This window comes from Pontibacter ummariensis (assembly GCF_900188175.1).
Taxonomy (GTDB): domain Bacteria; phylum Bacteroidota; class Bacteroidia; order Cytophagales; family Hymenobacteraceae; genus Pontibacter; species Pontibacter ummariensis.
This window is the reverse complement of the sequence record NZ_FZOQ01000001.1, coordinates 306,818-331,572: the sequence shown is the minus strand read 5'-3', so window position 1 is coordinate 331,572 and position 24,755 is coordinate 306,818. Positions and strand designations below refer to the sequence as shown.

Sequence of the window (24,755 nt, the reverse complement as noted above, 5' to 3'; positions counted from 1 at the left end):
CTATCTTTGTTTTTTGTACAAGCAACCGGCCTTTTACAGATGCAAGACACACAACAGCAGGCATTCGACAGAATTAAAGGTTTGCCCCTTACCAAGACCACCCGAAACGAGCAGACACAGTACTTCCACTTCGGTAAAACGCATTACAGAACCCCGCAGGGACTGATCCTGGATGTAGGAGAGCTGACCCTGGCCGTGAACTGCCCCTGGCAATTGGCGCAAGCAGATGGCACTGCTATCAAGCACAACGAGGTTTTTATGCGCAAGCGGGAAGCAGGCCTCCCCTCCCCTAAGTTCGACTGGAAGGTGCCCGGCGCTAACCTACGCGACCAGCGCCTGATGGAATTGATTAACGAGGGGGCAGCCTTAGTCGTAGAGCAGGTTGACTTGCTGCCAGACCAGGGCTTTGTTATACGTTTTGCAAACCACAGCGTGCTACACGTCACCCCCGATCCAGGGAATCCGGCAGCGTATTGGCAGCTGTTCAGCAATGCCGGGGACGGGTTTAAAGTGGGAGCTGGCGCTATGGTGTAAACATCAGGCGCACAAACACCTGCGACAACCTTTGGAGCTGCGGCATAGTAAGAGTCAAAAAAAGCCGCCATTGAACATCCGTCTCCAACTTTTTGAGCTAGAAGACCAGCGATGGTTCCCCCATGTTATCCGACAGGGCATGCTGGATTTTCTGCGGTTCATGATCACGAAGCTGGAGGCCTATGAAGCGGCCCTTCCCCTGTTACAGGAACTGCTGGAGCGTACGCAGCAATATCAGATCACGGACCTGTGCTCCGGGGCTGGGGGAGGCATTGCTAAGGTCCGGGAAGACCTTAGCAAACGCGTGGGCACCCCAGTTCAGGTGACGCTTACTGACCTATATCCCAATCTGGAAGCTTACCAGTACCTGCAGGCAAAGTCGAAAGGGATGATTGACTACCTGCCTGTATCTGTAGATGCCACCGCTGCTCCTGATTCGCTAAAAGGCGTGCGCACTATTTTCTCCTCCTTTCACCATTTCCCGCCAAGAACAGCCCAAGCCATCCTACAAGACACTGCAGACAAAAGGGCGGCTATTGGCATTTTCGAGGGGAGCAGCAAGAGCTGGCTTGAGTTACTGATGCTATGGCTTTCCTTCCCGGTAGTCATCATCCTGGTTACGCCCTTTATCCGGCCTTTTAAGCCCAGTCGGCTCTTTTTCACCTACCTCATACCTTTGATTCCGATCGGTATCATCTGGGACGGCTCGGTTTCCTTGCTGCGCATATACCCTCCACGAATGCTCCAACAAATGGCAGAGAACGTAAAGGCGCCTAATTACACCTGGCGCGCCGGGAAAGCAGGAAGCCGGTTTGGGAAGCATGTTATTTATCTCATTGGTTACCCGGAAAAGGGAACATCTTAACACGGAACCATGCAACAAACAGCACCCCATACTATCCTAACAGACAAAGCAAAGAGCTACCGGAGCGCTCTTGTGCTAATGCGAATTCCCTTCTCGCTCTACCTGATGCCTGTGTTCTGGTTTGCCTTAAGTACGGTAACCGGCTTTGGAATGTGGCGGGCAGTGCTTACCTTTCTGATCCTGCACCTCTTGGTATACCCCGCCAGCAATGGGTATAACTCTTATTACGACCGGGACGAGGGAAGCATTGGAGGGCTGAAGCATCCTCCCAGAGTCACACGGCAGCTCATGCACCTGGTCCTGCTTTTTGATACGCTGGCGGTAGCCCTGGGCCTGCTGCTGTCGCCCTTGTTTGGTGCACTGGTGGCCATTTACCTGCTCATCTCAAAAGCCTATAGCTATGATGGCATCCGCCTGAAGAAGTACCCCTTGCCGAGCACTTTTGTCGTCACCTTTTTCCAGGGGGCTTTTACCTACTTTATGGTGCAGGTGGGCCTGGGGCTAAGCTTAGCCCAGGTACTACGAGCCCCTAACGTTTGGTTTGCCCTGGTGAGCACGCTTTTGCTGTGCGGCTCCTACCCTCTTACACAGATCTACCAGCACCAGGAGGACAGCCGACGGGGCGACCGCACCCTTAGCCTGTTACTGGGGATAAAGGGCACCTACTTTTTTGCTGCCGCCAGTCTTGGTGCCGGTACTGCCCTGCTGCTTTGGCTGTACCTGGCAAATGGCCAGGCACGTAACGTCTTTATCTTTTTGGTATGCACGGCTCCAATTCTATACTTTTTCATCCGTTGGGTGCTGAGGGCACAGAAAGACCTGCGGGCAGTGAATTACGATAATACCATGCTAATGAACAGGGTCTCGTCCCTCTGTATCAGTCTGGCCTTTGTGCTGATGATCGTCGTGCAAGCATTTCTGTAACGGCTTCATGCAGCCTCCGGACGGCACTTGTTAAAAACCAATATGCCAGCTATCGTATATAGGGTAAACTTTAAAGTAGCCTATGAAATTTCTTATTGCCGTACTAGCAGGAATTGCCGGCACTGCCGCCATGTCCGCTTTCCTATACTTACTCTCCTACGCCACACACCGTGTGATGAAGGCCATCAAAATACTGGGTACCATGCTACTCTTCCGCACACAGCCCAATGGTAGCCTCTCCGACGCCGTCAGTACCAAAGCCGTAGGTACTGTTGCACATTATGCCGTGGGTGTTTTCTTCGCCACCATGTACCTGGCCTTGTGGGACTCGGGTGTGGGTGCCCTCACCGCCTCCTGGGCCCTCCTTTTCGGAGTAGGCCATAGTATTATCGGCATGTTTGCCTGGTACTTGTTTTTTATGGTGCATCCCAAGCCGCCGCTTATCAAACTAAAGACCTACCTGGTTACCCTGATCTTTGCCCATATCCTATTCGGCTTTGTCACGACCTATACCTTTTACCTCTTTACCCAGCCCGCATACAGCTTTTGGCAATAAGCAGTTAAAACAGCTTGTTATAAAAAAAGGGGAGCCTGCCGAACACTTGTTCCGGCAGGCTCCCCTTTTTTAAGATATCTGAATGTGTTAACCATTCATCGAGATCAGGAACTCCTCGTTGCTCTTGGTGCCCTTCATCTTGTCTTTCAGGAACTCCATCGCCTCGATCGAGTTCATATCGGACATGAACTTGCGCAGGATCCAGATACGGTTCAGTTCGTCTCTGTCCATCAGCAGGTCCTCGCGACGCGTACCAGAAGCAGGCACGTCAATCGCTGGATAGGTGCGTCTGTTCGCCAGCTTACGATCCAGCTGAAGCTCCATGTTACCTGTACCCTTAAATTCCTCGAAAATCACTTCGTCCATCTTAGAACCAGTGTCAATCAAAGCAGTGGCGATGATGGTAAGGGAACCGCCGTTCTCCACGTTACGGGCTGCACCGAAGAAACGCTTCGGCTTGTGCAGGGCGTTGGCATCCACACCACCAGACAAGATCTTACCAGAAGACGGCACCACCGTGTTATAGGCACGGGCCAGACGGGTAATGGAGTCCAGCAGGATCACAACGTCATGTCCGCACTCCACCATGCGCTTCGCCTTATCCAGTACAATGCTGGACACCTTCACGTGGCGATCAGCCGTTTCGTCGAAGGTAGAGGCAATTACCTCTGCTTTTACGCTGCGGGCCATGTCCGTTACCTCCTCCGGGCGTTCATCGATCAGCAGGATCATCAGGTATACCTCCGGGTGGTTTTCGGTGATAGCATTCGCGATCTCCTTCAACAGCACAGTTTTACCTGTTTTCGGCTGCGCCACAATCATACCACGCTGCCCTTTACCGATAGGGGCAAACAGGTCCAAAATACGGGTTGACAGTTGGCTGGGTCTTGTGGTCAGTTTCAGGCGCTCTTCCGGGAAGAGTGGCGTCAGGTGCTGGAACGGAATACGGTCACGTATTTCCTCTGTGGTACGGCCGTTTACGGTTTCTACTTTTAAGAGGGCAAAATATTTCTCTCCTTCTTTTGGAGGACGGATCTGCCCTTTCACGGTGTCGCCTGTCTTTAAGCCAAAAAGCTTGATTTGCGATGGTGACACATAAATATCATCCGGACTGGCGAGGTAGTTATAGTGTGTAGAGCGCAAGAAACCATACCCATCCTGCATTAGCTCCAACACTCCCTCGTTTAGGATAATGCCGTCAAACTCTTTGAAATTATTGCTACTAACCTGCTGCTGATTGCTACGACGCGCGTTGTTATTGTCGTTTCGGCTGCTATCGCTGCGGTCCTGGCGGCTTTCTCTGTTGTCTTCCCGGCTCTCATTTCGTTCTCTGACTTCGCTGCTTCGCTCTCTGGCTTCGCTGCGGTCACTACGGTCGTTACGGCTGTAGCTTCTGTCGTCTCTGCTCTCGCGGTTGTCGTTGCTGCGGCGCGTGCGCTCGCGTGGTTGCGACTGCGGACCATGGTCCTTTACCGGAGAAGCTTCTTTGATTGGTGTTTCAACAGTAGTTTTAGCGCGATCTTCGTTGCGACCAGCTTCGCGGGAAGATTTTCTGTCTGCTTTGGCAGGGGCCGCTGTCGTCTTCTCTTCCATCACAGTTGTACTATCAGAAGTAGCAGCGTCGCTACTTATCGCTTCTCGGGCAGTTGATTTGGATTTTCTAGGTAATTTCTCAGGAGGGGTAACAGCTTGCTGGTCAAGTATCTTGTAGACAAGGTCTTGCTTGCTGAGTTTCTTAAAATTCTTAACTCCCAGGTTTTCAGCAATTTCCTTGAGCTCTGAAAGAAGTTTATCTTTCAATTCTTCAATGTTGTACATAAATGGTGGTATGGTAGTTTTATTACATTTGCCAGGTTGCGCTTAAGCGAACGCAGCGAGAGACTTAGTAAATCAGGAAAAATAGAATAGGTTGCGAAAGAGTCAGAGAAGCATAGGAAAGGCTTCCTCTTCAATTGTACCGCAATGTTATTGCAATGCCCATTAATTAACAAATATTACGGAGCATTTTATAAAAAAAGTTTCAGTATTTGGCCAAAATATTTCGTAAATGGGTCTAACTACTCAAAAAAGTATATTTTTGTAGGTATACTTAACACCTAACTATGCTACAGCTAACAGTTTTAAGAGAGCAAACCGATCAGGTAATTGCCGGTTTGAACAAGAAAAACTACAAAAATGCGGCCGAAGAAGTAGCCGCTCTGCTGGAGCTCGACCAGCAGCGCCGCCAGGTACAAAACGAGCACGACGAATTGCAGCGCCAGGCCAACACAATGGCCAAAGCTATTGGCTCCTTGATGAAAAGCGGAGAAAGAGAGAAGGCCGAAGCATACAAGACTGAAACAGCCGAACTGAAGCAGAAAACAAAGGCATTAGCTGAGCTATTATCCACTACCGAGGCCCAGATACAGCAAGCTTTATACAAACTCCCGAACCTGCCGCACGAGAGCGTACCCGCAGGCAGAACGGCGGAAGACAACGAAGTAGTACTCCAAAACGGTGAAATTCCGGATTTGCACGAAGGCGCCCTGCCTCACTGGGAACTGATCCAGAAGTACGACATCATCGACTTTGAGTTGGGCAATAAAATTACCGGTGCTGGTTTTCCTGTGTACAAAAAGCAGGGCGCCCGGCTACAGCGCGCCCTCATTAACTTCTTTTTGGACGAGGCCATTGCCGCCGGATACATGGAAGTGCAGCCGCCGATCTTGGTAAACGAGACCTCTGGCTATGGTACCGGGCAGCTCCCCGACAAAGACGGGCAGATGTATCATGCCACAGCCGATAACCTGTACCTGATCCCTACAGCGGAGGTGCCCATCACGAACATTTACCGCGATACCATTGTACCCGTAGAGCAGCTGCCGATTAAAAACACGGGCCACACGCCTTGCTTTAGGAGAGAGGCTGGCTCGTGGGGGGCTGATGTTAGGGGCCTAAACCGCCTGCACCAGTTCGATAAGGTGGAAATTGTACAGGTAACGCTACCGGAGAAGTCTTACCAGGCGCTGGAGGAAATGAGCGACCACATACAGGGCCTGCTGCAAAAGCTAGAGCTCCCTTACCGTGTGCTGCGCCTCTGCGGTGGCGATATGAGCTTTACAGCCTCCCTTACTTTTGACATGGAAGTATACTCCGCTGCACAGGGCCGCTGGCTGGAGGTAAGCTCTGCCTCTAACTTTGAGACCTACCAGGCTAATCGCCTGAAGCTCCGTTACAAGAACGAGTCAGGAAAAACGCAGCTGCTGCATACGCTGAATGGCAGTGCTTTGGCTTTACCGCGCATTGTAGCCGCCATTTTGGAGAACAACCAAACTCTTGACGGCATTAACATGCCAAAGGTACTGCACCCTTATCTGGGGTTTGAGAAGATTTCTTAAGGTGGAGATGAGCCAAGCGAAATAGCTTGGCTGAGACTATAAAGCACAAATGCCGCTGATCATCAGCGGCATTTGTGCTTTATAAAAGACCCACTCCTTTATCTCCAGGTTAACTAATCTCCGGATCAATTATTTCCGCCAAACTGTTCCAGGTACTGTTGGTAATAGTTCTTGAGTTTATACTTCTTGAGCAGGATCTTGGGCTCGTCCAGGCTTTCGGGTGCCAGCGGCTTTGTCTTCAGCAGCTTAAACAAGGCTTCCTGTTCGTTTTCGGCTCCCTCTATGGCCGTGTAGTCTTGCATGAACTGCGGCGAAAGCAACAGTTTGTTCTTTGTTATTTGCACATACTGTATGGCCATCAGCTTTTCCAGGCCCTGCTCCACTTCTTTTTGCGTCAGGACGTTCCCATCCAGGGCGTCAGCCATCAACAGCACTTCCAGTAGCGGTGCTCCGCCCTCTCCTCCAGTAGCTAGCACCAGGGCCTCTAAAAGGGCTGCATCGCTGGGCTCCCATGTCAGGTTATACTTTGGCATTTTCGAAAGTCAGGTTTATAAACGGTATATCACGCATGCATTTAAAATGGCCTTTCGGGCACTTCTTATACCCGATCTTAGAGCAAGGCCTGCAGCTTAGCCCATGCACCTCCAACACCTTATAGTTTGTGCGGAAGGGGTACATGCCAAACTCCGGAATAGTGTTGCCCCAGATGCTGATAACATCTTTTTGAAAGGCAGCGGCAATATGCATCAGCCCTGTATCATGGCTCACAACAAAGTCGGCCTGCCGTACCAGGGAGGCAGAACCGTTTAAGTTGTACTTCCCGCAGGCGTTGTAGACCGTCATTCGTTGTTCGTTGCTCGTTGTACGGGCCTCAAAGTGAGCCGCTATTTCCGCTCCGGTGGCAATATCCTCCTTCCCTCCCAGCAGGATAACCGGCTGCTGGAGGCGCTCACAGAGTTCGATAATGCGCTCTGTAGGAAGGCGTTTCGTGTAGTGCTGGGCACCAATCGCAAAGGCTGCATAGCCCTGTCGGAAAGGCGCTGGCAGGGTCTGCAGGTCTACTTCGTCTCGGGCAGGGATAAAATAGTCCAGGCCCTCTCCGTCGTCCTTTACCCCCAGGCTGACAGCGGCGTCCAGGTAGCGCTGCACAATGTGCACGTCCGGCAGGCGGTTCAACTTAAAGTTCACCATCAGCCACTTCTCGTAGTTCAGCTTGTAAAAGCTTTTGCCGGGGCTGCCTACACGGGCCCTGATTACACGCGAGCGCAGGTTATTATGCAGGTCCACCACATAGTCGAACTGCTCATCCTTGAGTTCCTGTATCAAGGTCTTCAGGCTACCGCTCAGCACGTGTACCTTGTCTACATAAGGGTTTTGTTCCAATATGCTCCGGAACGCTGGCTTGGTGACGTAATGCACGGTGGCATCAGCTAGCTGCTGCTTAATGCAGCGTATCACAGGCGTTGTTAAGACGATGTCCCCTATAGAGGAGAATCGGATTATGAGAATTTTGGGCATTACATCTTTCTATTCTTCCGTGGGTGCCTGCTTGTGCTACGGTGGCGGCCTGTACTTGTTCGGAGCGGCTTTCCTGTTAGATCTTTTCCTTTCGCTCCCTGAAGTACTTTTCAACCTCCTCCACCGGTTTGGCATTAAAGGTCATCTCCTTTGTCAGCCCCCCCTTTCGGCCTACCAGTACCCCATAGCGCATGTCATCATAACCACTGGTATGGTGCGCATCCGGGTTGATACTCAGCATCACGCCCTTTTCCAGAGCATATTGCACCCAACGCCAGTCCAGGTCCAGGCGCCAGGGGTTAGCATTGATCTCGATAATGACATTGTTGGCCGCACAGGCGTCTATCACCATCCGGTGGTTGATTGGGTAACCCTCCCGGCGCAAGAGCAGACGTCCTGTCGGGTGACCCAACATGGTGGTGTAGGGGTTCTCGATGGCGGTGATCAGGCGGGTAGTGGCCTTTTTCTCGTCCATGTTCAGGCTGCTGTGGATAGAGGCGACAATGAAATCGAAAGTAGCGAGAATATCGGCATCGTAGTCCAGTGAGCCGTCGCCCAGGATATCCGACTCAATTCCCTTAAATATTCTGAAAGGGGCCAGCTGTTTGTTTAGCTCATCAACTTCTTTTTGCTGCCGCAGCACATCCCCTTCGCGCAAGCCGCCGGCATAGGAGGCCGTTTTGGAATGATCGGAGATGCCCAGGTACTGATAGCCCATGTCGCGGCAGAAAGTGGCCATTTGCTCGAGTGTATGCGCCCCGTCGGAGTAGGTGCTGTGGTTATGCAGGGAGCCTTTCAGGTCAGAGAGCTCGAGTAAAGTGGGGAGTTTGTTCTCCAGGGCCAGCTGTACCTCCGTGGTACCCTCGCGCAGCTCCGGCAACACGTAAGCCATGCCAGCAGCCTTATACAGCTCCTCTTCGGAGGCATAGCCCTTTCCACAAGCCAGGGAGAGCAGGCTCTTGTTATCTTTGTAAGCTAAAGCCAGGTGCTCCGGTGCTGAAGAACACAGCAGCACCTCATTGGCAAAGCGCGCCGTTGGCACCAGTTTGATCTCTGTTTTCAGGCCACTGGGCGTGTGCACTCCACGCCATGCAAAGGGACCTGCCGCTTTCTCGTCTTCCTGTAGCACCTCTAGCTTGTTCAGCGCTTCCTGCGCCTCCACCGGGCTGTCTGTTCCCAGTACAAGCTGCAGCGCTTCTACTATCTCCATCAGGCGGCGGACGTCTCCTGTCAGTTCAACAGGTGCCGCTGGCAAAGCCTTTTTTATCTCCTGTAACAACTCTGCGGCACTGCTCTCCGCTTCTGCAAAGAGCAGCTTTCCCCGGTTTTGCTGGGTAAAGAGCAGTGCCTGTTTGATGTTCTCCTGTGTTTTCGCGCCAAAGCCCTTCAGCTTGCTGAGCCTGTTCTGTTCACAAGCCTCCAGTAGCTCCTCCACCGTCTCGGTGCCCAGCTCTTTCCAGATAGCACGCACTTTTTTAGGGCCTATCCCCTTGATGCGCAGCATTTCTACCACGCCTGGCGGTGTGGCAGCCAACAACTGGTCCAGCTCCTCAAACGAACCTGTGGTATTGATAGCCACAATCTTGGAGGCAATTCCCTTTCCGACCCCCGTTAAGCCTTCCAGCTGGGCCTGCTCCATGTCTTCCAATGGCTCCTCTACCTGCTCCAGGGCCCCCACAGCGTTAATGTAGGAGCGAACCTTAAAAGCATTTTCATCGTGCAGCTCCATCAGCTCGGCTGAGAGCTTAAACAGTTTTATGATCTTCTTATTTTCCAAAGCTCTGCGTCGTATACCTACAAAGATAGGAAATGCCGCCGAACCTTGCCGCCCCGCATTTATATTCACTGGTTTCTATATAAGAGAAGAAATGCTTACCTTAGCCTTACAAATCATCTGTAAGTATGAAATACGCGTCGTTGCTTTGCCTCCTATGCCTGGTGCTGCTGGCCAGCACCTGTAAGAAAAGCAGTAAACTGCAGGCAGAGTTAGTTGGCAAAACATGGTTGCACTCCTATGAGGAAGATGAGGACAGTGTACTGGTTTACCGCCCCAACACCTTCGACTTCCCCCCTTCCCGGGGCCGTACCGGCTTCTCCTTGGATCCTAACGGCGTGATCAGGCGTTACGAAATAGCCCCAACTGATGGGCTAGAAGAACAATTCGGGCAATGGAAGCAGCTCGACGACGACCGTTTTCAGGTACAGATGAACCCGGGCAGCAATCCTCCGCAGCACTTTGTCGTGGAGATTGTCTCTATCAGAGATAACGTACTAAAAGTAAAGCGCGTTCAGCCACGCCAGGAGGAGGACCGGTAACACAGACGTAACAGAAACAGCTGGCAGGGAGTTGGTTTCAGGATCCCCTGTACGCATAACAGCCAGAAAAGAGACAGCACAAATAAGGCTGTCCTGCTTTCGTTAAGGCCTGCATCTCCATATTATCTTTCAATACAACAAGAACATTACATGCAACACTGGTTAGTAAAATCAGAACCTGAAAAATATGCCTGGGCCGATTTAGTGCGGGACGGCCGCACGATGTGGGACGGGGTACGCAACTACCAGGCGCGCAACAACATGCAGCAAATGCAGCCAGGCGACCTGGTACTGTATTACCACAGCGTGTCGGAAAAGGCAGTGGTTGGCATAGCCAAAGTGGAAAAAGCAGCCTACCCCGACCCCACGACCGATGACCCCAAATGGGTGGTCGTGGACCTGGTGCCGTACCGCGCCTTTAAAGAGCCTGTTACACTGCAGCAGATCAAAGAGGACAAGCGCCTGCAGGACATAGCCCTGTTGCGCCAGTCACGCCTCTCGGTAATGCCTTTAAAGGCAGAGGAGTTCGACGTTTTGCTTGCCCTTGGCAACTAAGCAAGGGCAAGCAAAAAAACAGGCGCCCATAACAACGAATAGCAGCTAAAACAAGTACAAGGTTTAGCTGCTATTTTACTTTTTCCCGTACCCGATAACAAAACACCCTGTTATTGTATGGTCCTATTCCGTTACCTCTTCACATGCCTTCTTTCGTTGATATTGCTCCGGGTACTCGCCCAGGAGCCCTCCCAACCTGTTCGCCTGGAGCTTCCTTTTGACCCGGAAGAAAATGATGTGGAAGTGCTGGCCCTCCCCGACAGCAGTCTGCTGGTGTACCACAAAACCAGTAACCTCTGGGACACCCAGGCCACTTTTTACTTCACCAAATACAATCATGTCCTAAAGGAAGTCTGGGCCGACTCCGCCTCCCTCCCGCCGGACAGTGAGTACCTCCGCTACTTTACGGAAAAGCCATTCACCTACCTGGTCTTCGGGAAGGACGACCTGCAGGAGTATAACGTGGTGCGAATTAACCTGGAAACAGGCCAGACGGAGTTCAAGGAGTTTGAGATAGAGACCGTAGATGCCCTTTACGAATTTCAGGTCCTGCAGGGCAATTACTTCCTCATCACGAGAAGCAAGGACGACGGCAAGCTGCTACTGATGCATCTAAACCCTACCACGGGCAAAGTGAAACTCCTGCCCGGCATTTATGGGGATAAGTCCTATTTCTCTGACCTCTTGGCAGACCCGGCCCATGACCGGATAGACGCTGTGCTTACAGAGTCAAACGGCAGGGTCTCCAGGCTGCAGGTAAAGTCCTTCGACAGGAACGGAGAACTGCTGAATAACTACTTTATTTTGCAGAAAGACGACAAAAGCCTGCTGAACGCGGAAATTACCCGCGGCGATAGCCTTGATAAGCTACTGGTTGGCACCTACGGCACAAGGGACCTTCGCTATAACCGGGGCTTCTTTACAGCCCCCCTTGCTTCGCGTGTGGTAGACGCAGAGTTCTATAACGTTCTCCAGCTCCAGAACTTCCTCAAGTACATGAAACCGCGCCGGGAAGCCCGCATCCGCCGACGGGAGGCCGACCGGTTAAAAGCAGGCAAGGAGCCCCGCTACCACTACCGGCTGCTGCTGCACGACCTCATCAGCACGCCTAACGGCTACGTATTAGCTGCAGAAGCCTACTACCCTCAATACCGAAGCGGTGCGGCTACGCACAGGCTGCTGGGCCGTATGGGAACCATAAGGAACCCGGAGGAAGGCTACAAACGCACACACGCTGTCGCGCTTGGTTTCGACAAGAATGGCATCCTACTATGGGATAACACCTTTCCGTTAAAGGACGTGATGAGCTACGAACTGGTGCATACCCTGGAGGTAGGCCGCACCCGCGACGGCAGGGTAATAATGGCTTACCCTGACGAAGACAAGATCATCTACCGCATAATGGACGAAGAAAAGTTTGACGACGAGGAAACAGAACTGGAGATACAGCCCTATAAAGAAAGCGGGAAGATTGTGTCTACTGAGTACCCCGGCATTATAAAGTGGTACGACGGCACCTTCGTAGCCTTTGGCTTTAACAGGGTTAGGTTTAGCAACCTCGACACCCGCAATATCTTTTACCTGAACAAGATCCACTTTTAGCTGCCCGAGAAGATTTACTCGCACCTTATTAAAGCCAGTTTATCAGCAGCCACACCTAAAGGCCCAGCAGTGAAACGGACCCTAAAAGTTCGTCTAACATCTAAACTTTAATTTTCGCATCTTCCAAAGTACTCTCTATATTTGCACTTAATACTTCCGGCTATGCAGAAAAGACTCATCGTAAACCACCAGCTCCTCGATATCATGGTGATGCGCCTTTCCCACCAGCTCATCGAGAACCACGACGATTTTTCTGATTCTGTTATACTGGGCCTGCAACCGCGCGGCAAATTCGTGGCGCAACGCATCCAAAGCACGCTGGCTTCCATCCTGGGCAAACAAGTTCCTACCGGCTACCTCGACACCACGTTTCACCGCGATGATTTTCGCAGAAGAGACACGCCGCTAACGGCCAATGCCACCAAGATTGATTTTCTGATCGAGGGCAAGAAAGTGATTCTGGTAGACGACGTGTTATACACAGGCCGCTCTGTTAGGGCTGCCCTGGATGCCATGATTGCCTATGGCCGGCCAGCCAATGTAGAATTACTGGTGCTAATAGACAGGTTGTACTCACGCCACCTGCCGATACAGCCCACCTATGTAGGCCGCCATGTAAACTCCCTGCAAAGCCAGCGCGTGCTGGTAGAGTGGAAAGGAGAGCAAGCCCCGGAAGACAATATCTGGCTGATTACCAAAAACGAAGAATAAACCTCACCCATGCAAGAGCTCAGCGTCCGGCACCTGTTAGGCATCAAAGACATTACCCCGCAGGACATCCAACTCATCTTTGAGACTGCCGACAATTTTAAAGACGTGCTGAACAGGCCGATCAAGAAAGTGCCCTCGCTGCGCGACATTACCATTGCCAACGTTTTCTTCGAGAACTCCACCCGCACACGGCTCTCATTTGAGCTGGCGGAGAAGCGGCTCTCGGCCGATGTGATCAACTTCAGCAGCAGCAGCAGTTCTGTGAAGAAAGGGGAAACCCTGCTCGACACGGTGAACAACATCCTGGCCATGAAGGTGGACATGATCGTGATGCGCCATTCCAGCCCGGGTGCTCCTCACTTTTTAAGCAAGCACATCCCCGCCAATATTGTAAATGCCGGAGACGGGACCCATGAACACCCTACCCAGGCCCTGCTGGACTCTTTTTCAATCCGGGAAAGACTGGGGGAAGTAGCGGGCAAGAAGGTGGTAATCATCGGAGACATCCTGCACTCACGGGTGGCCCTATCCAACATTTTTGCCTTGCAAAAGCAGGGGGCCGAAGTGATGGTGTGTGGCCCGAGCACCTTGCTGCCGAAGTACATCAAGCAGTTGGGGGTGAAGGTGGAACTAGATGTGCGGAAAGCCCTGGCTTGGTGCGATGTGGCTAACGTGCTGCGCATACAACTGGAGCGCCAGCAGATGAAATACTTCCCATCGTTGCGGGAGTACACGCTATATTACGGCATCGACAAGAAAATGCTCGACAGCCTGGACAAGGAGATCGTGCTGATGCACCCGGGCCCGATTAACCGGGGCGTAGAGCTAAGCTCGGATGCCGCTGACTCGCACCACTCCATTATCCTCAACCAAGTGGAGAACGGGGTGGCCATACGCATGGCTGTCCTGTATTTATTAGCACAGAAAGGATAAGCTCTTAGCGAAGCGAGCATATATTTAAGGCCTGTTTTCTTAACTGAAAACAGGCCTTTTGATTATCTCTACATAGCCTTTCTAAAAACAGGAAGAGGCGCCCCGGAGAGATCCGAGGCGCCTCTTCCTGCTTATCTTCCCCCTTGTCGGGCCTACTCCATGTCCAGCTGCAGGTCCGGGGTGTTGAGCTGGAAGCCCACCCTTCGGTTTATCCTGCGCTGCAGCTCGGTTCTGCGCTTGGGCAGCCGCTCGTTCACTTCTACCAGCGGACGGGACTCCCCGTAGCCCCGGGTCACCAGGCGCTCTGGGTTCTGCACCCCCTGCGACACCAGGTACTCCTTCACGTTCTCGGCGCGGGCCTCCGACAGGGCCTGGTTGTACTCCTCAGAGCCGATGTAGTCGGCGTGCCCCTGGATCAGCAGCACGTGGTCCGGGTACTTCTGAAGCGCCACCACGATGCTGTCGAGCAGCTGCTTGTAGGCGTCCTGCACGCGGGCCTGATCGAACTCGAAGCGCACCTTCTCGTCTATCAGGCGAAGCGTCTCGGCGTCCAGCTCAGGGCAGCCCTTGGTAGCCAGCGTGCCCGGCGAGTTAGGGCAGATGTCCTGGTAGTCCGGCACCCCGTCGCCGTCAGCGTCCAGCGGGCAGCCGTCGGCCCCCACCTGCACGCCGGCAGGGGTGTCAGGGCAGCGGTCCTCGTTGTCGGCAACGCCGTCGCCGTCGGCGTCAGGGCATCCCTGCAGGGCCACTAAGCCCGCCTCGTCCGGACAGCGGTCGTCCTTGTCGGCCACCCCGTCGTTGTCGCGGTCAGGGCAGCCTCTGGTGGCCGCCGTGCCAGCTTCGGTAGGGCACTCGTCCTGGTAGTCCGGCACCCCGTCTGCGTCCGTGTCAATCGGGCAGCCCCGCTTGTCCACCTGCACGCCCGTCGGCGTGTTAGGGCAGTCGTCCCGGCGATCAGGAACACCATCAGCGTCAGCGTCAGCAGCGCGGCCCAGGTTATAGCCTATACCTGCTTCATGCAGCAGGAATTGCTCGTTATCGCCTTCTTCTAGGCCGTCAAACTTATCATTACCGGTTAAGAGGTACTTCGTTTCTCCAAAGATGCTAAGTCTGTCCGTAAATCTAAGACGTATACCGGCGCCGCCTGCCAGCACAGCGGTCACAAAGCTTTCACTAAAGGGCTGTCTGCTGACCTGCCCCTCCGCATCAGCATACATACCGCCTACACCAGCAGTTAAGTACGGTCCGAAAAAAGCGTCCTCCTTCAAAATAGGACCATAAGCTTTAAGCCGAAGGAGTAATAGCCCTGTTACGCTCTGATGCTCAAAATAGTCGGACTTCTGATAGTTGCGCTCTGGAGAGTTATAGCTCAACTGCAAACTCAAGTCGAAAGCAGGGCTTAGGTAACGGTTATAGGCTACCCCTCCCCCCTTCTCAGAACTATCCCAAAATTGGCTGCCAAAATCTCCCTTGTAGGAAATAGCGGACCCAAATACCTGGATGTTGTTGCGCAGATCTGCATTCTGCGCTCGTAAAGCTGTACTTACCATAAGAAGTAGCACAGTCATGAATGCAATGTTGCGTAGTAGTTTTGTATGCATAGCTCTATCGTTTTGTTCTAATATGCCTGTAAAACGCCCCTTTACAGGCTTAACTGCCTGGCCAGAAGCAAGCTTCCGCCTTGTGGTTTACTTACGCTGATATTAACATAGGAGTTTATTTACATCTTTACCTTAACCTGAACAAGGGCTACAGTTTAGCCAACAACAGCACCTAATAAGGGAACAGAAAAAAGTAATTCGCTCTATAGCCTCCACACCTCTCATCCTAGTTCTAAGGTTAGCCGGCAACTTCAAACGTCCTGCAGGAAGGCTCATTCCGGCCGTGCTACTGGCTTATCACTCCCATCAGAACTACCTCTCCTTATGCTACTCTCTTTTAGAGCAATTAAAAGAAAGGGCACACTTACTGTCCTGCTTTTACAAGGACGCAGTCCTGCCGGCATAGCTAGTACCTTCAAAAACAGGAAGAGGCGCCCCGGATCTCTCCGGGGCGCCTCCCCCTGCTTATCTTCCCCCTTGTCGGGCCTACTCCATGTCCAGCTGCAGGTCCGGGGTGTTGAGCTGGAAGCCCACCCTTCGGTTTATCCTGCGCTGCAGCTCGGTCCTGCGCTTGGGCAGCCGCTCGTTCACCTCCACCAGCGGACGCGACTCCCCGTAGCCCCGGGTCACCAGGCGCTCTGGGTTCTGCACCCCCTGCGACACCAGGTACTCCTTCACGTTCTCGGCGCGGGCCTCCGACAGGGCCTGGTTGTACTCCTCAGAGCCGATGTAGTCGGCGTGCCCCTGGATCAGCAGCACGTGGTCCGGGTACTTCTGAAGCGCCACCACGATGCTGTCGAGCAGCTGCTTGTAGGCGTCCTGCACGCGGGCCTGGTCGAACTCGAAGCGCACCTTCTCGTCTATCAGGCGAAGCGTCTCGGCGTCCAGCTCAGGGCAGCCCTTGGTAGCCAGCGTGCCCGGCGAGTTAGGGCAGATGTCCTGGTAGTCCGGCACCCCGTCGCCGTCAGCGTCCAGCGGGCAGCCGTCGGCCCCCACCTGCACACCGGCAGGGGTGTCAGGGCAGCGGTCCTCGTTGTCGGCAACGCCGTCGCCGTCGGCGTCAGGGCATCCCTGCAGGGCCACTAAGCCCGCCTCGTCCGGACAGCGGTCGTCCTTGTCGGCCACCCCGTCGTTGTCGCGGTCAGGGCAGCCTTTGGTCGCCGCCGTGCCAGCTTCGGTAGGGCACTCGTCCTGGTAGTCCGGCACCCCGTCCGTGTCCGTGTCAATCGGGCAGCCCCGCTTGTCCACCTGCACGCCCGTCGGCGTGTTCGGGCAGTCGTCCCGACGGTCCGGAACACCGTCCCCGTCAGCGTCAGCAGCTCGACCTAAATTAAAGCCAAGGCCTACATTGTGCATCAGGAAGCGGTCGTTGTCACCTGTGTCATAGCCATCGATCTTATCCTGGCCGATGATCATGTAGTTCGTTTCCACAAAAGCACTTACCGCGTCAGAGAAGCGGAAGCGGATGCCCGCACCACCTCTTGCCGCTGCCGTAAAGAACTTATAGTCTTCCTGCCGGCTGCCATCCATACGGGTGGCATCTGTTTTAGCCCAGGCACCGCCACCGGCAATTTGCAGGTAAGGTCCAATAAAGGCATCTTCTTTGAGGATGTTACCATACATTTTTAATCGAAGGGCCAGCATGGCGGTACCTATCTGGGCATCAAACATGTTCCCGCCCTCGCTCGCTTCTGTACTACCGTAGGTAACGTGCAAGCCAGCATCAAAAGTAGGGCTCAGGTAGCGGTTGATCCCGATACCGCCACCCCACTCCAGGTCGCCGTACTCTTCGTCGTTTATGTCTCCTCTGTACTGTATAGCACTTCCGTATATCTGCACGTTCGTGCGTTGGTCAGAGCTCTGCGCAAACAGGTTCGTGCTTGCTAAAAGCAAGAACGCCAGCGCATAAGCTATTGAACTAAGTTTTGTAAATTGTGTTTGCATGATTCTTCCTAATATATTTTGATATGACAATACGGGCATGTCTCGTATCGAGTTTTTTAGATGTTCATAAAGTAAAGGCATACCCGCTCGAATGGGACTATGTTGAGCACACAGCGGAGAAAGGAGGAAAAGTTTACGCATAGGCAGTTCTTTTGTCTTTATGTCTATTAAACCAAAGTTACCACCGCAGAAATTGCACTACTTTTACCTGCTTGTACAGCACTACAAGGCGCAGAAGTACAAATTCCCCTATTTCAAACTGATTCTATAGCACAAAGTTGTTACGGAAAAAACATTTTGATGCAAAGACCTCTTTTTTGGAGTAAGTACAACAAAAAAGGTTGTCGGCAATTTTTGAAGCAGTCTGAAGCCCGGCATTCTTGACGCTTGGCTACTTCCTCATCAGGCGCTCTATGTCCTCTGCTTCAAGGGGGATGTGCTGCATCAGGTCCTTGGGCCCGTTCTTGGTCACCAGGATATCATTCTCCAGGCGCACACCGATGCCCTCTTCCTTTATGTAGATACCCGGCTCACAGGTAAAGACCATGCCCTCCTCAAAAGGGCGGTACTTGTTGCCAACGTCGTGCACGTCCAAACCAAGATGATGTGAAGTGCCGTGCATAAAGTACTTCCTGTATAGTGGCTTCTCCGGATCCTGGTTGTGCACATCGCCTTCGTTTAGTAAGCCGAGCCGGATCAGCTCATTTTCCATCACGGTGCCCACAAACTTGTGGTATTGGTCTAGGGTGTTGCCGGGTACCAGCATTTGGGTAGCCGCTTTCATCACCCGCAGCACCGAATCGTATACCTCGCGCTGGCGTTTGGAGAACTTGCCGTTCACAGGCACGGTACGTGTTAAGTCTGAGGCGTAGTTCGCGTACTCGGCCCCGAAGTCCATCAGCACCAGGTCTCCTTCTTTGCATTCCCGGCTGTTTTCGACATAATGTAGAATACAGGCACTGGCCCCAGAGGCAATGATGGGTTCATAAGCAGGTCCCCGGGAGCGGTTTCTCAGAAATTCATGGTACAGTTCCGCCTCAATCTCGTACTCCATCACCCCCGGCCTGATAAAGCCCAGCAATCGCCGGAAGGCTTTCTCTGTAATGTCACAAGCCTGCTGGATCAAGGCAATTTCCTCTGCTGACTTTACTGCCCGCAGTTGGTGCATGATGGGAGCACTCCGCTCATACCGATGCAGGGGGTAGCGATCTTTGCACCATTTGATAAAACGGGAATCGCGGGTCTCTACCTCCGTGGCTGCCCGCAGATGCTCATTGCTGTTCAGGTACACGTGCTCTGCCTCTAGCATGAGCGCGTTAAGCACCGACTCAAATTGATGCGTCCAGTAAACAGTCTGTACCCCGGATACCTCCCGGGCCTGCTCATTTGTGAGCTTATAGCCCTCCCAGGTCAGGACATGCTCGTTGGTTTCGCGCACAAAAAGGATCTCCTGCATGCGCTGGTCTTTAGCTTGGGGAAAAAGCACCAGTACACTCTCCTCCTGATCAATGCCCGATAAGTAAAACAGGTCGCTGTTCTGCCGGAAAGGCAGGGTGCCGTCCGCATTTGTCGGCATGACGTCGTTGGAGTTGAAGATGGCAACAGAGCAAGGCTTGAGGTGCTTAATAAAGTTGCGGCGGTTGCGCACGAACAGTTCCTGCCTTATGGGGAGGTATTTCATGTAGTTTTATTTTGGGTTAGACTCGTTAATTGCTTCGTTTTTAAAAATAGCATAAAAACGCAGCTTCAGCAATGGGCTTGTCTTAAGCTGCATGGCTCGCCGCTACGAACAACCGTAGCAGGTGCAATGTTTACAATTTGCAAACAGCGGGATGCAGGCCTGAGTAGTATAAACCATAACCTACATACTTGCGCTCAGACTCTAAGAGGAGGCGTTATCTCGCCAAACCACAGGCGGAGGGCTAGAACGCTTTCGCAATAATGTTGTTAACTTGGGGGAATACATCGGCTATCACAGGTTCTAAGGCAGATCCCGGAGGGTGTGTAGTCTAATTCTTTTATTCAAGTAGTTACCAATAAACGTCCATGTTAAACAAAGCAGAAAAGGAGCGTTACAACAGGCAAGTCATATTACCAGAACTAGGTGTGGCAGGGCAGGAAAAGCTGAAGCAGGCAAAGGTGCTGGTAATTGGGGCCGGCGGGCTGGGATGTCCGATCCTGCAGTACCTGACGGCAGCGGGTGTAGGTACCATTGGCATCGCCGACATGGACGTGGTGAGCGAGAGTAACCTGCACCGGCAGATATTATATACATCGGAAGATGTAGGCAAGCCCAAGGTAAGGGTCGCCATCCAGAAGCTAACGCAACAGAACCCGCACATACATTTTAAAGCGCACCCAGAAGGGATAACGACGGAGAATGCGCTGGACATGGTAAAGCTGTATGATGTGCTCGTAGATGGTTCGGACAACTTCCCAACGCGCTACCTCGTGAGCGATGCCTGCACCATATTGCAAAAGCCGCTGGTGTTTGGGGCCATCTCCCGCTTTGAGGGGCAGTTATCTGTATTCAACCATAAGAACGGCCCAAGCTATCGCTGCCTGTTCCCAGAACCTCCGGGTGCTGGTGAAATACCGAATTGTGCAGAGGCGGGCGTGCTGGGCGTGCTTCCGGGCGTTGTCGGCACCTTGCAGGCTAACGAGGTAATCAAGATCGTCTGTGAAATAGGAGAGGTGGCCTCTGGCAAACTGCTGCTGTTTGATGCCCTGTCGCTTAGCTTCTCATCCTTCAAGTTCCCCAGAACAGCGCAAGCTGATAAAGTAACCGCTCTTCAGTCAAGTTATGGGGCGACCTGTGCCGTGGTGCAGACAATATCGGCAGATGAGCTAAAGGCGTGGCTTGCACAGGACAAGCAGGTACAGGTGCTGGACGTGCGCGAGTTGCAGGAGTATGAGAACTTTAATATTGGCGGAGAACTGGTACCGCTTTCTAAGCTTAGCGACAAGCTAGCGACACTGCAACTACAGCCTAAAGTGGTCGTACACTGTCAGTCGGGAGTGCGAAGCCAGAAAGCCATAGCGATATTGCAGGAGCGCTACCCGGAAGTGCAGTTTTATAACCTGGCCGGAGGTTTAAACTCCTGGGAGCACTAAAGGGACAGCATTTCGTATTCAGGCATTTACAAGACTGAGGGTATAGCTATGTCTCTGCTCAATCCTAAAATGGCGGGAGGTCTTGCTTTCGAACCTCCTTAGCCAGTCGGTGGAGTGTGCATAACCTAGTAACCTGCTTCAGGTGTTGCCCCGGCGGCTGCTATAAGCAACTTCGACAATCTTTGTTACCTGCCTCTTGCCTGCGCAAGTACAGCGTCACCGCCCCTTGCCGGAAAAGCGCCCTACAAAGCTTTTATTCCTGCGCGCCACCCTTTCACCTTGATCCATGGAGCGCGACCAGTCCCACATCCAACAGAACTAACGGCGCTCCGCCAACTCCAACACCTCCAGCAACTGCTCGTTCCGGATATCACGGGCACACTTAAAGTGGCCCTCCGGGCATTCCTGATAGCCGTGCAAGCCGCAGGGGCGGCAGTATAAAGGCTCTTCCCGCTCCACGATCCGCGCAAAATCAGACAGCGGGCCAAAACCAAAGCGAGGGATGGTGGAGCAGTAAACAGCAGCGGTGGGCGCATTCAGGGCAGAGGCCAGGTGCATTGGCCCTGAGTCGTTGACATAATTCAGTACAGCATCACGCATCAGCGCCGCCGACTGCAACAGGCTCAGCTGCCCACAGAGGTTCTTTACCCCTTGGTTTTGACTCAGGCTGATGATCTCATCACAGTACACCTTATCCGCCGGTGAGCCAATCAGGTAGACCTTATACTTGGGATCAAGGCTGTCGAGCAGGGTTACCCACTGTTCCTGGGGGTACTGCTTTGTAAACCACACCGAAGTGGGTGCCATACAAATAAAGGGCTCCTTTTTCAGTTCCTCTACTTTGGCAAAGTCTGTCTGGCCAGGGTAAAGCTTTGGCCTGGAAGGAATGGCATTGGTTACACTTTGGATGAGCAGGTCGTTGCGCTCTACCTCGTGTGTACCTGATTCTATGTTGTGAGGGTAACGGCGGGTAAACAAACGGGAGAAAGGGTTCTTATCGAAGCCTACTGTTTCTTTGGCACCGGAGAGGGCAGTGAGAAAGCCGGTGGCCCCAAAGCGCTGCACGTTCACCACCAGGTCATACTTCTCTGCGCGTATCTGCGAGAGCAGGCGCAGCAAGCTTTTATACTTGCCTTCCTGCTTGTTCCAGACGAGCACCTGCCGTAGTAGCGGATGCTCCTTTAGCAGCCCCTCATTGCCTTTGCGTAGCAGGAAGTCCAGGCGTGCCTCCGGATAAAAGGCATGCAGCTTTTCGATAAGAGCTGTAGCCAGCACCACATCGCCCAGAAAAGCCGTTTGTATGATCAGTATTTTGTTCATGCCCCTGTTTCTTCCAACATGCAAAATTACACCAAAGCCTTGATAGTTAAAAGCCGCTTCCCGGATGCCGCCGCTTTCCTGTCCGTCCTGCGGCTTAAATTTAGTAAAAAGAGGCTCCCCTTTCTTGCGAATGGGGCCATCATTCCCTAAGTTGGCGCCGTGCTGAACCGGAACCTCTCTATGACGACCCCCTTTACCTCCTTCTTTCCCCCCTCAAACTTAACATATTATAGTCTGCTGCTGGCACTGATCCTGACAGGTTGCGGCACCTCTATGTACATGCCCGCTGTACCCAACGTGCCGATGTTCACCCAGAAGGGAGAGTTAAGCGCCGGGGGCCACGTAACCCCAAAAGGGAACATTACCTTTAACACAGCCTATGCCGTGTCAGACCACTTTGGCGTACTGCTGAATGGGTCTATGCTGAGCAGTGAGCGTAGAAAACGAGACATGCGCTATAACCAACTCGAAGCAGGTGGCGGCTACTTCACTACCTTTGGTGCAAATGATAACCGTGTACTCGAGGTCTATGCTGGTTTTGGCGGGGGGAGCAGCGACCGTACAGATAAGGAGGAAGACGGGGAAACCGGCCAGATGACCTACATGCGCCACGAGGCCAACTTCAACAAATACTTTGTGCAGGTTAATTTTAGCTCCAAGCGTAAGAAGTCTTTAGCGCTGCTTGGTCGGGAGTTTCCGCTTAACTACGGCACGGCCCTTCGTGCCAGCTACGTAGACATGCACGACTACACGCTGAATAACATAGCGGGGGAGGCAGAGGACAACATCTTTCTGGAGCCTATCTTTTATACCCGCCTCACCCTTAATCCTTCGGTGCAGCTACAATACACGAGCGGCACTACCATTGGCCTGAAAAACCGGGAGAACCTGACAGCCGCGTACTCTGTCTTCTCACTGGGCTTTGTAATCAACGTAGGCGGAAGGCCAAAAGACAGACTCCCAAGCAACTCCGTCAAGGCTAAATAGTTACCCTTGCAACCCTTTGCTGTTGGAGCGGGTCGGCCTGGTAGAGAACAAGAAGAGCTTTATCCTATGCGAAACTTCTACCTGGCGCTGCTTGCCGTTATTCTGCTTTTAGGAACCGGATGCGAGAGAGACAAACTTGACGTTTTGCCTGCCGATGCCCTCTATGGCACCTGGGAGTTGAGAGCCAGTTCCAACGGCTGGGGAAGCAGCCAAGTGTACCAGGCAGGCAATGGGAACAAGCTCACGTTTAGCCAAAACAGGTATGTGCGTAATTTTGAAGGAAAGAAACAGGCCGGTAAGTACAGGCTGAAAGCGGCTGTTTCAGATTTAACGAAACGCCCCACCACCTACATTGTCTTCTACGAGGGCAATGAGCCAGCCCACACCCTCCCACAGTCTGTTAGCACAGCGAACGACACCTTAATCCTTGGCATGGACGTGTACGATGGGGGATTCTCTATTACAAGAAGGTAAACCCGGAGAGCGCTGGCCAGTAATCCTAACATGCCTCCCTCCTGCCTTGTGCGGCTCACACCACTGGTAGCAACTACAGACGCTATTCCGCTATAATCCGCTACTTTTTCCGTACCTTTGCAGGCTAATTTTAGAATTGAATGCCTGATTATCATATCCATACTTTACCTAACGGAATACGCATTGTACACAAGCAGGTGCTGCACACCAAGATAGCCCACAGTGGTTTTATCATGGATATTGGCAGCCGCGACGAGTTGCCACAGGAGCAGGGCCTGGCCCACTTCTGGGAGCACATGGCCTTTAAAGGCACCGAGAAACGCAAGTCTTTTCATATCCTGAACAGGCTGGAATCGGTGGGTGGAGAGTTAAATGCTTATACCACGAAAGAAAAGGTCTGCTTTTACAGCTCGGTGCTGGACAAGCATTTCGATAAGTCCTTTGAATTACTGACTGACATTACCTTCCGCTCTGTTTTCCCGGAACGGGAGATTGAGAAAGAGCGCGGGGTGATTCTGGAAGAAATGTCGATGTACCTGGATACACCAGAGGAGGCCATCGTGGACGAGTTCGACGCGGTGGTGTTCGACGGTCATCCCCTGGGCAACAACATACTGGGCACGAAAGAGAGCGTATCAAGCTTTACGAAGCAAAACTTCCTGAGCTTTATTGACCGTAACTTAGGGACCGACTCCCTGCTTTTCTGCTCTGTCAGTAACCTGCCCTTCGAGATGGTCCTGAAACTGGCCGAGAAGTACCTGAGCGATGTACCACCCATCCAAAGCAACAGGAGCCGTATCACGTTCAGCAACTACGCGCCCAAGACAGTGACGATCGAGAAGCCTATTTCACAGGCACACTGTGTGCTGGGTTGCCCGGCCTATGCCCTTTCGGATGAGCGCCGCATCCCCTTCTTTATGCTGGTGAACCTGCTAGGCGGCCCCGGCATGAACTCCAGGCTGAACCTAGCCGTGCGTGAGAAACACGGCCTGGTGTATACCATCGACGCTAATTACGCCACCTATATTGATACCGGACTGCTGAGCATTTACTTCGGCACCGAGAAAAAGCAGCTCAAACGCACCACCTCACTCGTTCTGAAAGAACTGAAGAAACTACGTGAGAAGCCCCTGGGCACCATGCAGCTCCACACAGCGAAAGAACAGCTGATGGGCCAGCTAGCCATGGCCGAGGAAAGCAACATGGGCCTGATGATGATGATTGGGAAGAGCATCCTGGACCAGGAAAAAGTTGAGTCGCTGAATGAGATATTCGACCAGATCCGTAGCATTACAGCCAGCGACCTGATGGACATAGCGAATGACGCCCTGCGCGAGGACAACCTGAGCTTCCTGAATTATGTCCCCGCGTAGCGCTACGCAATGAAGAAATAAAAACCAGGAATTATGAATGAGGAGGACAAA

The 24,755-nt window shown here is 52.7% G+C and carries 22 protein-coding genes; 14 read left to right on the top strand and 8 right to left on the bottom strand.

All coding sequences use genetic code 11. The annotated features are described in order from the left end of the window. Window positions 1-39 precede the first annotated feature (39 nt). From CHB92_RS01415 to CHB92_RS01400, 4 genes are all read left to right on the top strand, one after another. Entirely contained in the window at window positions 40-534 is a 495-nt protein-coding gene (locus CHB92_RS01415) for a hypothetical protein (protein ID WP_089317494.1), read from the top strand. A gap of 70 nt (window positions 535-604) precedes the next feature. Next, window positions 605-1,399: a class I SAM-dependent methyltransferase gene (locus CHB92_RS01410; protein ID WP_144266249.1), complete on the top strand. Its 795-nt coding sequence runs from the start codon at window positions 605-607 to the stop codon at window positions 1,397-1,399. A gap of 9 nt (window positions 1,400-1,408) precedes the next feature. Then, window positions 1,409-2,323, top strand: coding sequence for a UbiA family prenyltransferase (locus CHB92_RS01405; protein ID WP_089317361.1), 915 nt, complete (start codon window positions 1,409-1,411; stop codon window positions 2,321-2,323). 82 nt (window positions 2,324-2,405) lie between these two features. Next, entirely contained in the window at window positions 2,406-2,879 is a 474-nt protein-coding gene (locus tag CHB92_RS01400; protein ID WP_089317360.1) for a hypothetical protein, read from the top strand. Window positions 2,880-2,966: 87 nt separating this feature from the next. Here CHB92_RS01400 and rho read toward each other — a convergent pair whose 3' ends face one another. Further along, window positions 2,967-4,697 carry a transcription termination factor Rho gene (rho, locus tag CHB92_RS01395; protein WP_089317359.1) on the bottom strand — a complete coding sequence of 577 codons (1,731 nt, stop codon included), beginning with the start codon at window positions 4,695-4,697 and terminating at the stop codon, window positions 2,967-2,969. A 284-nt stretch (window positions 4,698-4,981) separates the two neighbouring features. On the opposite strand from rho, the gene serS reads away from it, so the two are divergent. Then, a complete protein-coding gene (serS, locus tag CHB92_RS01390) occupies window positions 4,982-6,256 on the top strand; it encodes a serine--tRNA ligase (RefSeq protein ID WP_089317358.1) in 1,275 nt (424 codons plus the stop codon). A 125-nt stretch (window positions 6,257-6,381) separates the two neighbouring features. Here serS and CHB92_RS01385 read toward each other — a convergent pair whose 3' ends face one another. The 3 genes from CHB92_RS01385 to polX all read right to left on the bottom strand — a co-directional run bounded on the left by CHB92_RS01385 (window position 6,382) and on the right by polX (window position 9,551). Further along, window positions 6,382-6,789 carry a hypothetical protein gene (locus CHB92_RS01385; protein WP_089317357.1) on the bottom strand — a complete coding sequence of 136 codons (408 nt, stop codon included), beginning with the start codon at window positions 6,787-6,789 and terminating at the stop codon, window positions 6,382-6,384. Further along, window positions 6,776-7,774 carry a glycosyltransferase family 9 protein gene (locus CHB92_RS01380; protein WP_089317356.1) on the bottom strand — a complete coding sequence of 333 codons (999 nt, stop codon included), beginning with the start codon at window positions 7,772-7,774 and terminating at the stop codon, window positions 6,776-6,778. The genes CHB92_RS01385 and CHB92_RS01380 overlap by 14 nt, the downstream gene beginning before the upstream one ends. A 76-nt stretch (window positions 7,775-7,850) precedes the next feature. Next, on the bottom strand, window positions 7,851-9,551 hold the full coding sequence (gene polX / locus CHB92_RS01375; RefSeq protein ID WP_089317493.1) for a DNA polymerase/3'-5' exonuclease PolX: 1,701 nt from the start codon (window positions 9,549-9,551) through the stop codon (window positions 7,851-7,853). A gap of 125 nt (window positions 9,552-9,676) precedes the next feature. On the opposite strand from polX, the gene CHB92_RS01370 reads away from it, so the two are divergent. The 5 genes from CHB92_RS01370 (at window position 9,677) to CHB92_RS01350 (ending at window position 13,891) form a co-directional block, all read left to right on the top strand. Then, complete coding sequence (locus CHB92_RS01370) at window positions 9,677-10,090, top strand: hypothetical protein (protein WP_089317355.1); 414 nt, start codon at window positions 9,677-9,679, stop codon at window positions 10,088-10,090. Window positions 10,091-10,240: 150 nt separating this feature from the next. Beyond that, on the top strand, window positions 10,241-10,645 hold the full coding sequence (locus CHB92_RS01365; RefSeq protein WP_089317354.1) for an EVE domain-containing protein: 405 nt from the start codon (window positions 10,241-10,243) through the stop codon (window positions 10,643-10,645). A 117-nt stretch (window positions 10,646-10,762) separates the two neighbouring features. Further along, complete coding sequence (locus CHB92_RS01360) at window positions 10,763-12,247, top strand: hypothetical protein (protein WP_089317353.1); 1,485 nt, start codon at window positions 10,763-10,765, stop codon at window positions 12,245-12,247. Between the two features lie 162 nt (window positions 12,248-12,409). Next, entirely contained in the window at window positions 12,410-12,958 is a 549-nt protein-coding gene (gene pyrR, locus CHB92_RS01355; RefSeq protein WP_089317352.1) for a bifunctional pyr operon transcriptional regulator/uracil phosphoribosyltransferase PyrR, read from the top strand. Between the two features lie 9 nt (window positions 12,959-12,967). Next, entirely contained in the window at window positions 12,968-13,891 is a 924-nt protein-coding gene (locus tag CHB92_RS01350; RefSeq protein WP_089317351.1) for an aspartate carbamoyltransferase catalytic subunit, read from the top strand. A gap of 152 nt (window positions 13,892-14,043) precedes the next feature. Here the strand turns inward: CHB92_RS01350 and CHB92_RS01345 are convergent, their stop codons facing one another. From CHB92_RS01345 to CHB92_RS01335, 3 genes are all read right to left on the bottom strand, one after another. Beyond that, window positions 14,044-15,492, bottom strand: coding sequence for an OmpA family protein (locus tag CHB92_RS01345; protein WP_089317350.1), 1,449 nt, complete (start codon window positions 15,490-15,492; stop codon window positions 14,044-14,046). A gap of 486 nt (window positions 15,493-15,978) precedes the next feature. Further along, entirely contained in the window at window positions 15,979-17,436 is a 1,458-nt protein-coding gene (locus CHB92_RS01340) for an OmpA family protein (RefSeq protein WP_179222923.1), read from the bottom strand. Window positions 17,437-17,827: 391 nt separating this feature from the next. Beyond that, window positions 17,828-19,117 carry an aminopeptidase P N-terminal domain-containing protein gene (locus CHB92_RS01335; RefSeq protein WP_089317348.1) on the bottom strand — a complete coding sequence of 430 codons (1,290 nt, stop codon included), beginning with the start codon at window positions 19,115-19,117 and terminating at the stop codon, window positions 17,828-17,830. 365 nt (window positions 19,118-19,482) lie between these two features. Between CHB92_RS01335 and moeB the strand changes: the two genes are divergently transcribed. Beyond that, the gene (gene moeB / locus CHB92_RS01330) at window positions 19,483-20,550 is read left to right on the top strand and encodes a HesA/MoeB/ThiF family protein (RefSeq protein WP_089317347.1); all 1,068 of its coding nucleotides are present in this window, start codon (window positions 19,483-19,485) and stop codon (window positions 20,548-20,550) included. A gap of 318 nt (window positions 20,551-20,868) precedes the next feature. On the opposite strand, the gene CHB92_RS01325 is transcribed toward moeB, so the two are convergent. Beyond that, complete coding sequence (locus CHB92_RS01325; protein ID WP_089317346.1) at window positions 20,869-21,870, bottom strand: glycosyltransferase family 9 protein; 1,002 nt, start codon at window positions 21,868-21,870, stop codon at window positions 20,869-20,871. A 180-nt stretch (window positions 21,871-22,050) separates the two neighbouring features. Between CHB92_RS01325 and CHB92_RS01320 the strand changes: the two genes are divergently transcribed. From CHB92_RS01320 to CHB92_RS01310, 3 genes are all read left to right on the top strand, one after another. Next, window positions 22,051-22,857: a hypothetical protein gene (locus CHB92_RS01320; RefSeq protein ID WP_089317345.1), complete on the top strand. Its 807-nt coding sequence runs from the start codon at window positions 22,051-22,053 to the stop codon at window positions 22,855-22,857. A 66-nt stretch (window positions 22,858-22,923) separates the two neighbouring features. Further along, window positions 22,924-23,331, top strand: coding sequence for a hypothetical protein (locus CHB92_RS01315; RefSeq protein ID WP_089317344.1), 408 nt, complete (start codon window positions 22,924-22,926; stop codon window positions 23,329-23,331). Window positions 23,332-23,471: 140 nt separating this feature from the next. Further along, window positions 23,472-24,704: a M16 family metallopeptidase gene (locus CHB92_RS01310; protein WP_089317343.1), complete on the top strand. Its 1,233-nt coding sequence runs from the start codon at window positions 23,472-23,474 to the stop codon at window positions 24,702-24,704. Window positions 24,705-24,755 lie beyond the last annotated feature (51 nt).

What these genes read in the sequence shown, in the direction of transcription:
- CHB92_RS01415 (WP_089317494.1), top strand. Translation starts at nt 40, where the DNA reads ATGCAAGACACACAACAGCAGGCATTCGACAGAATTAAAGGTTTGCCC.
- CHB92_RS01405 (WP_089317361.1), top strand. Translation starts at nt 1,409, where the DNA reads ATGCAACAAACAGCACCCCATACTATCCTAACAGACAAAGCAAAGAGC.
- CHB92_RS01400 (WP_089317360.1), top strand. Translation starts at nt 2,406, where the DNA reads ATGAAATTTCTTATTGCCGTACTAGCAGGAATTGCCGGCACTGCCGCC.
- rho (WP_089317359.1), bottom strand. Translation starts at nt 4,697, where the DNA reads ATGTACAACATTGAAGAATTGAAAGATAAACTTCTTTCAGAGCTCAAG.
- serS (WP_089317358.1), top strand. Translation starts at nt 4,982, where the DNA reads ATGCTACAGCTAACAGTTTTAAGAGAGCAAACCGATCAGGTAATTGCC.
- CHB92_RS01385 (WP_089317357.1), bottom strand. Translation starts at nt 6,789, where the DNA reads ATGCCAAAGTATAACCTGACATGGGAGCCCAGCGATGCAGCCCTTTTA.
- CHB92_RS01380 (WP_089317356.1), bottom strand. Translation starts at nt 7,774, where the DNA reads ATGCCCAAAATTCTCATAATCCGATTCTCCTCTATAGGGGACATCGTC.
- CHB92_RS01370 (WP_089317355.1), top strand. Translation starts at nt 9,677, where the DNA reads ATGAAATACGCGTCGTTGCTTTGCCTCCTATGCCTGGTGCTGCTGGCC.
- CHB92_RS01365 (WP_089317354.1), top strand. Translation starts at nt 10,241, where the DNA reads ATGCAACACTGGTTAGTAAAATCAGAACCTGAAAAATATGCCTGGGCC.
- CHB92_RS01360 (WP_089317353.1), top strand. Translation starts at nt 10,763, where the DNA reads ATGGTCCTATTCCGTTACCTCTTCACATGCCTTCTTTCGTTGATATTG.
- pyrR (WP_089317352.1), top strand. Translation starts at nt 12,410, where the DNA reads ATGCAGAAAAGACTCATCGTAAACCACCAGCTCCTCGATATCATGGTG.
- CHB92_RS01350 (WP_089317351.1), top strand. Translation starts at nt 12,968, where the DNA reads ATGCAAGAGCTCAGCGTCCGGCACCTGTTAGGCATCAAAGACATTACC.
- CHB92_RS01345 (WP_089317350.1), bottom strand. Translation starts at nt 15,492, where the DNA reads ATGCATACAAAACTACTACGCAACATTGCATTCATGACTGTGCTACTT.
- CHB92_RS01340 (WP_179222923.1), bottom strand. Translation starts at nt 17,436, where the DNA reads ATGCAAACACAATTTACAAAACTTAGTTCAATAGCTTATGCGCTGGCG.
- CHB92_RS01335 (WP_089317348.1), bottom strand. Translation starts at nt 19,117, where the DNA reads ATGAAATACCTCCCCATAAGGCAGGAACTGTTCGTGCGCAACCGCCGC.
- moeB (WP_089317347.1), top strand. Translation starts at nt 19,483, where the DNA reads ATGTTAAACAAAGCAGAAAAGGAGCGTTACAACAGGCAAGTCATATTA.
- CHB92_RS01325 (WP_089317346.1), bottom strand. Translation starts at nt 21,870, where the DNA reads ATGAACAAAATACTGATCATACAAACGGCTTTTCTGGGCGATGTGGTG.
- CHB92_RS01320 (WP_089317345.1), top strand. Translation starts at nt 22,051, where the DNA reads ATGACGACCCCCTTTACCTCCTTCTTTCCCCCCTCAAACTTAACATAT.
- CHB92_RS01315 (WP_089317344.1), top strand. Translation starts at nt 22,924, where the DNA reads ATGCGAAACTTCTACCTGGCGCTGCTTGCCGTTATTCTGCTTTTAGGA.
- CHB92_RS01310 (WP_089317343.1), top strand. Translation starts at nt 23,472, where the DNA reads ATGCCTGATTATCATATCCATACTTTACCTAACGGAATACGCATTGTA.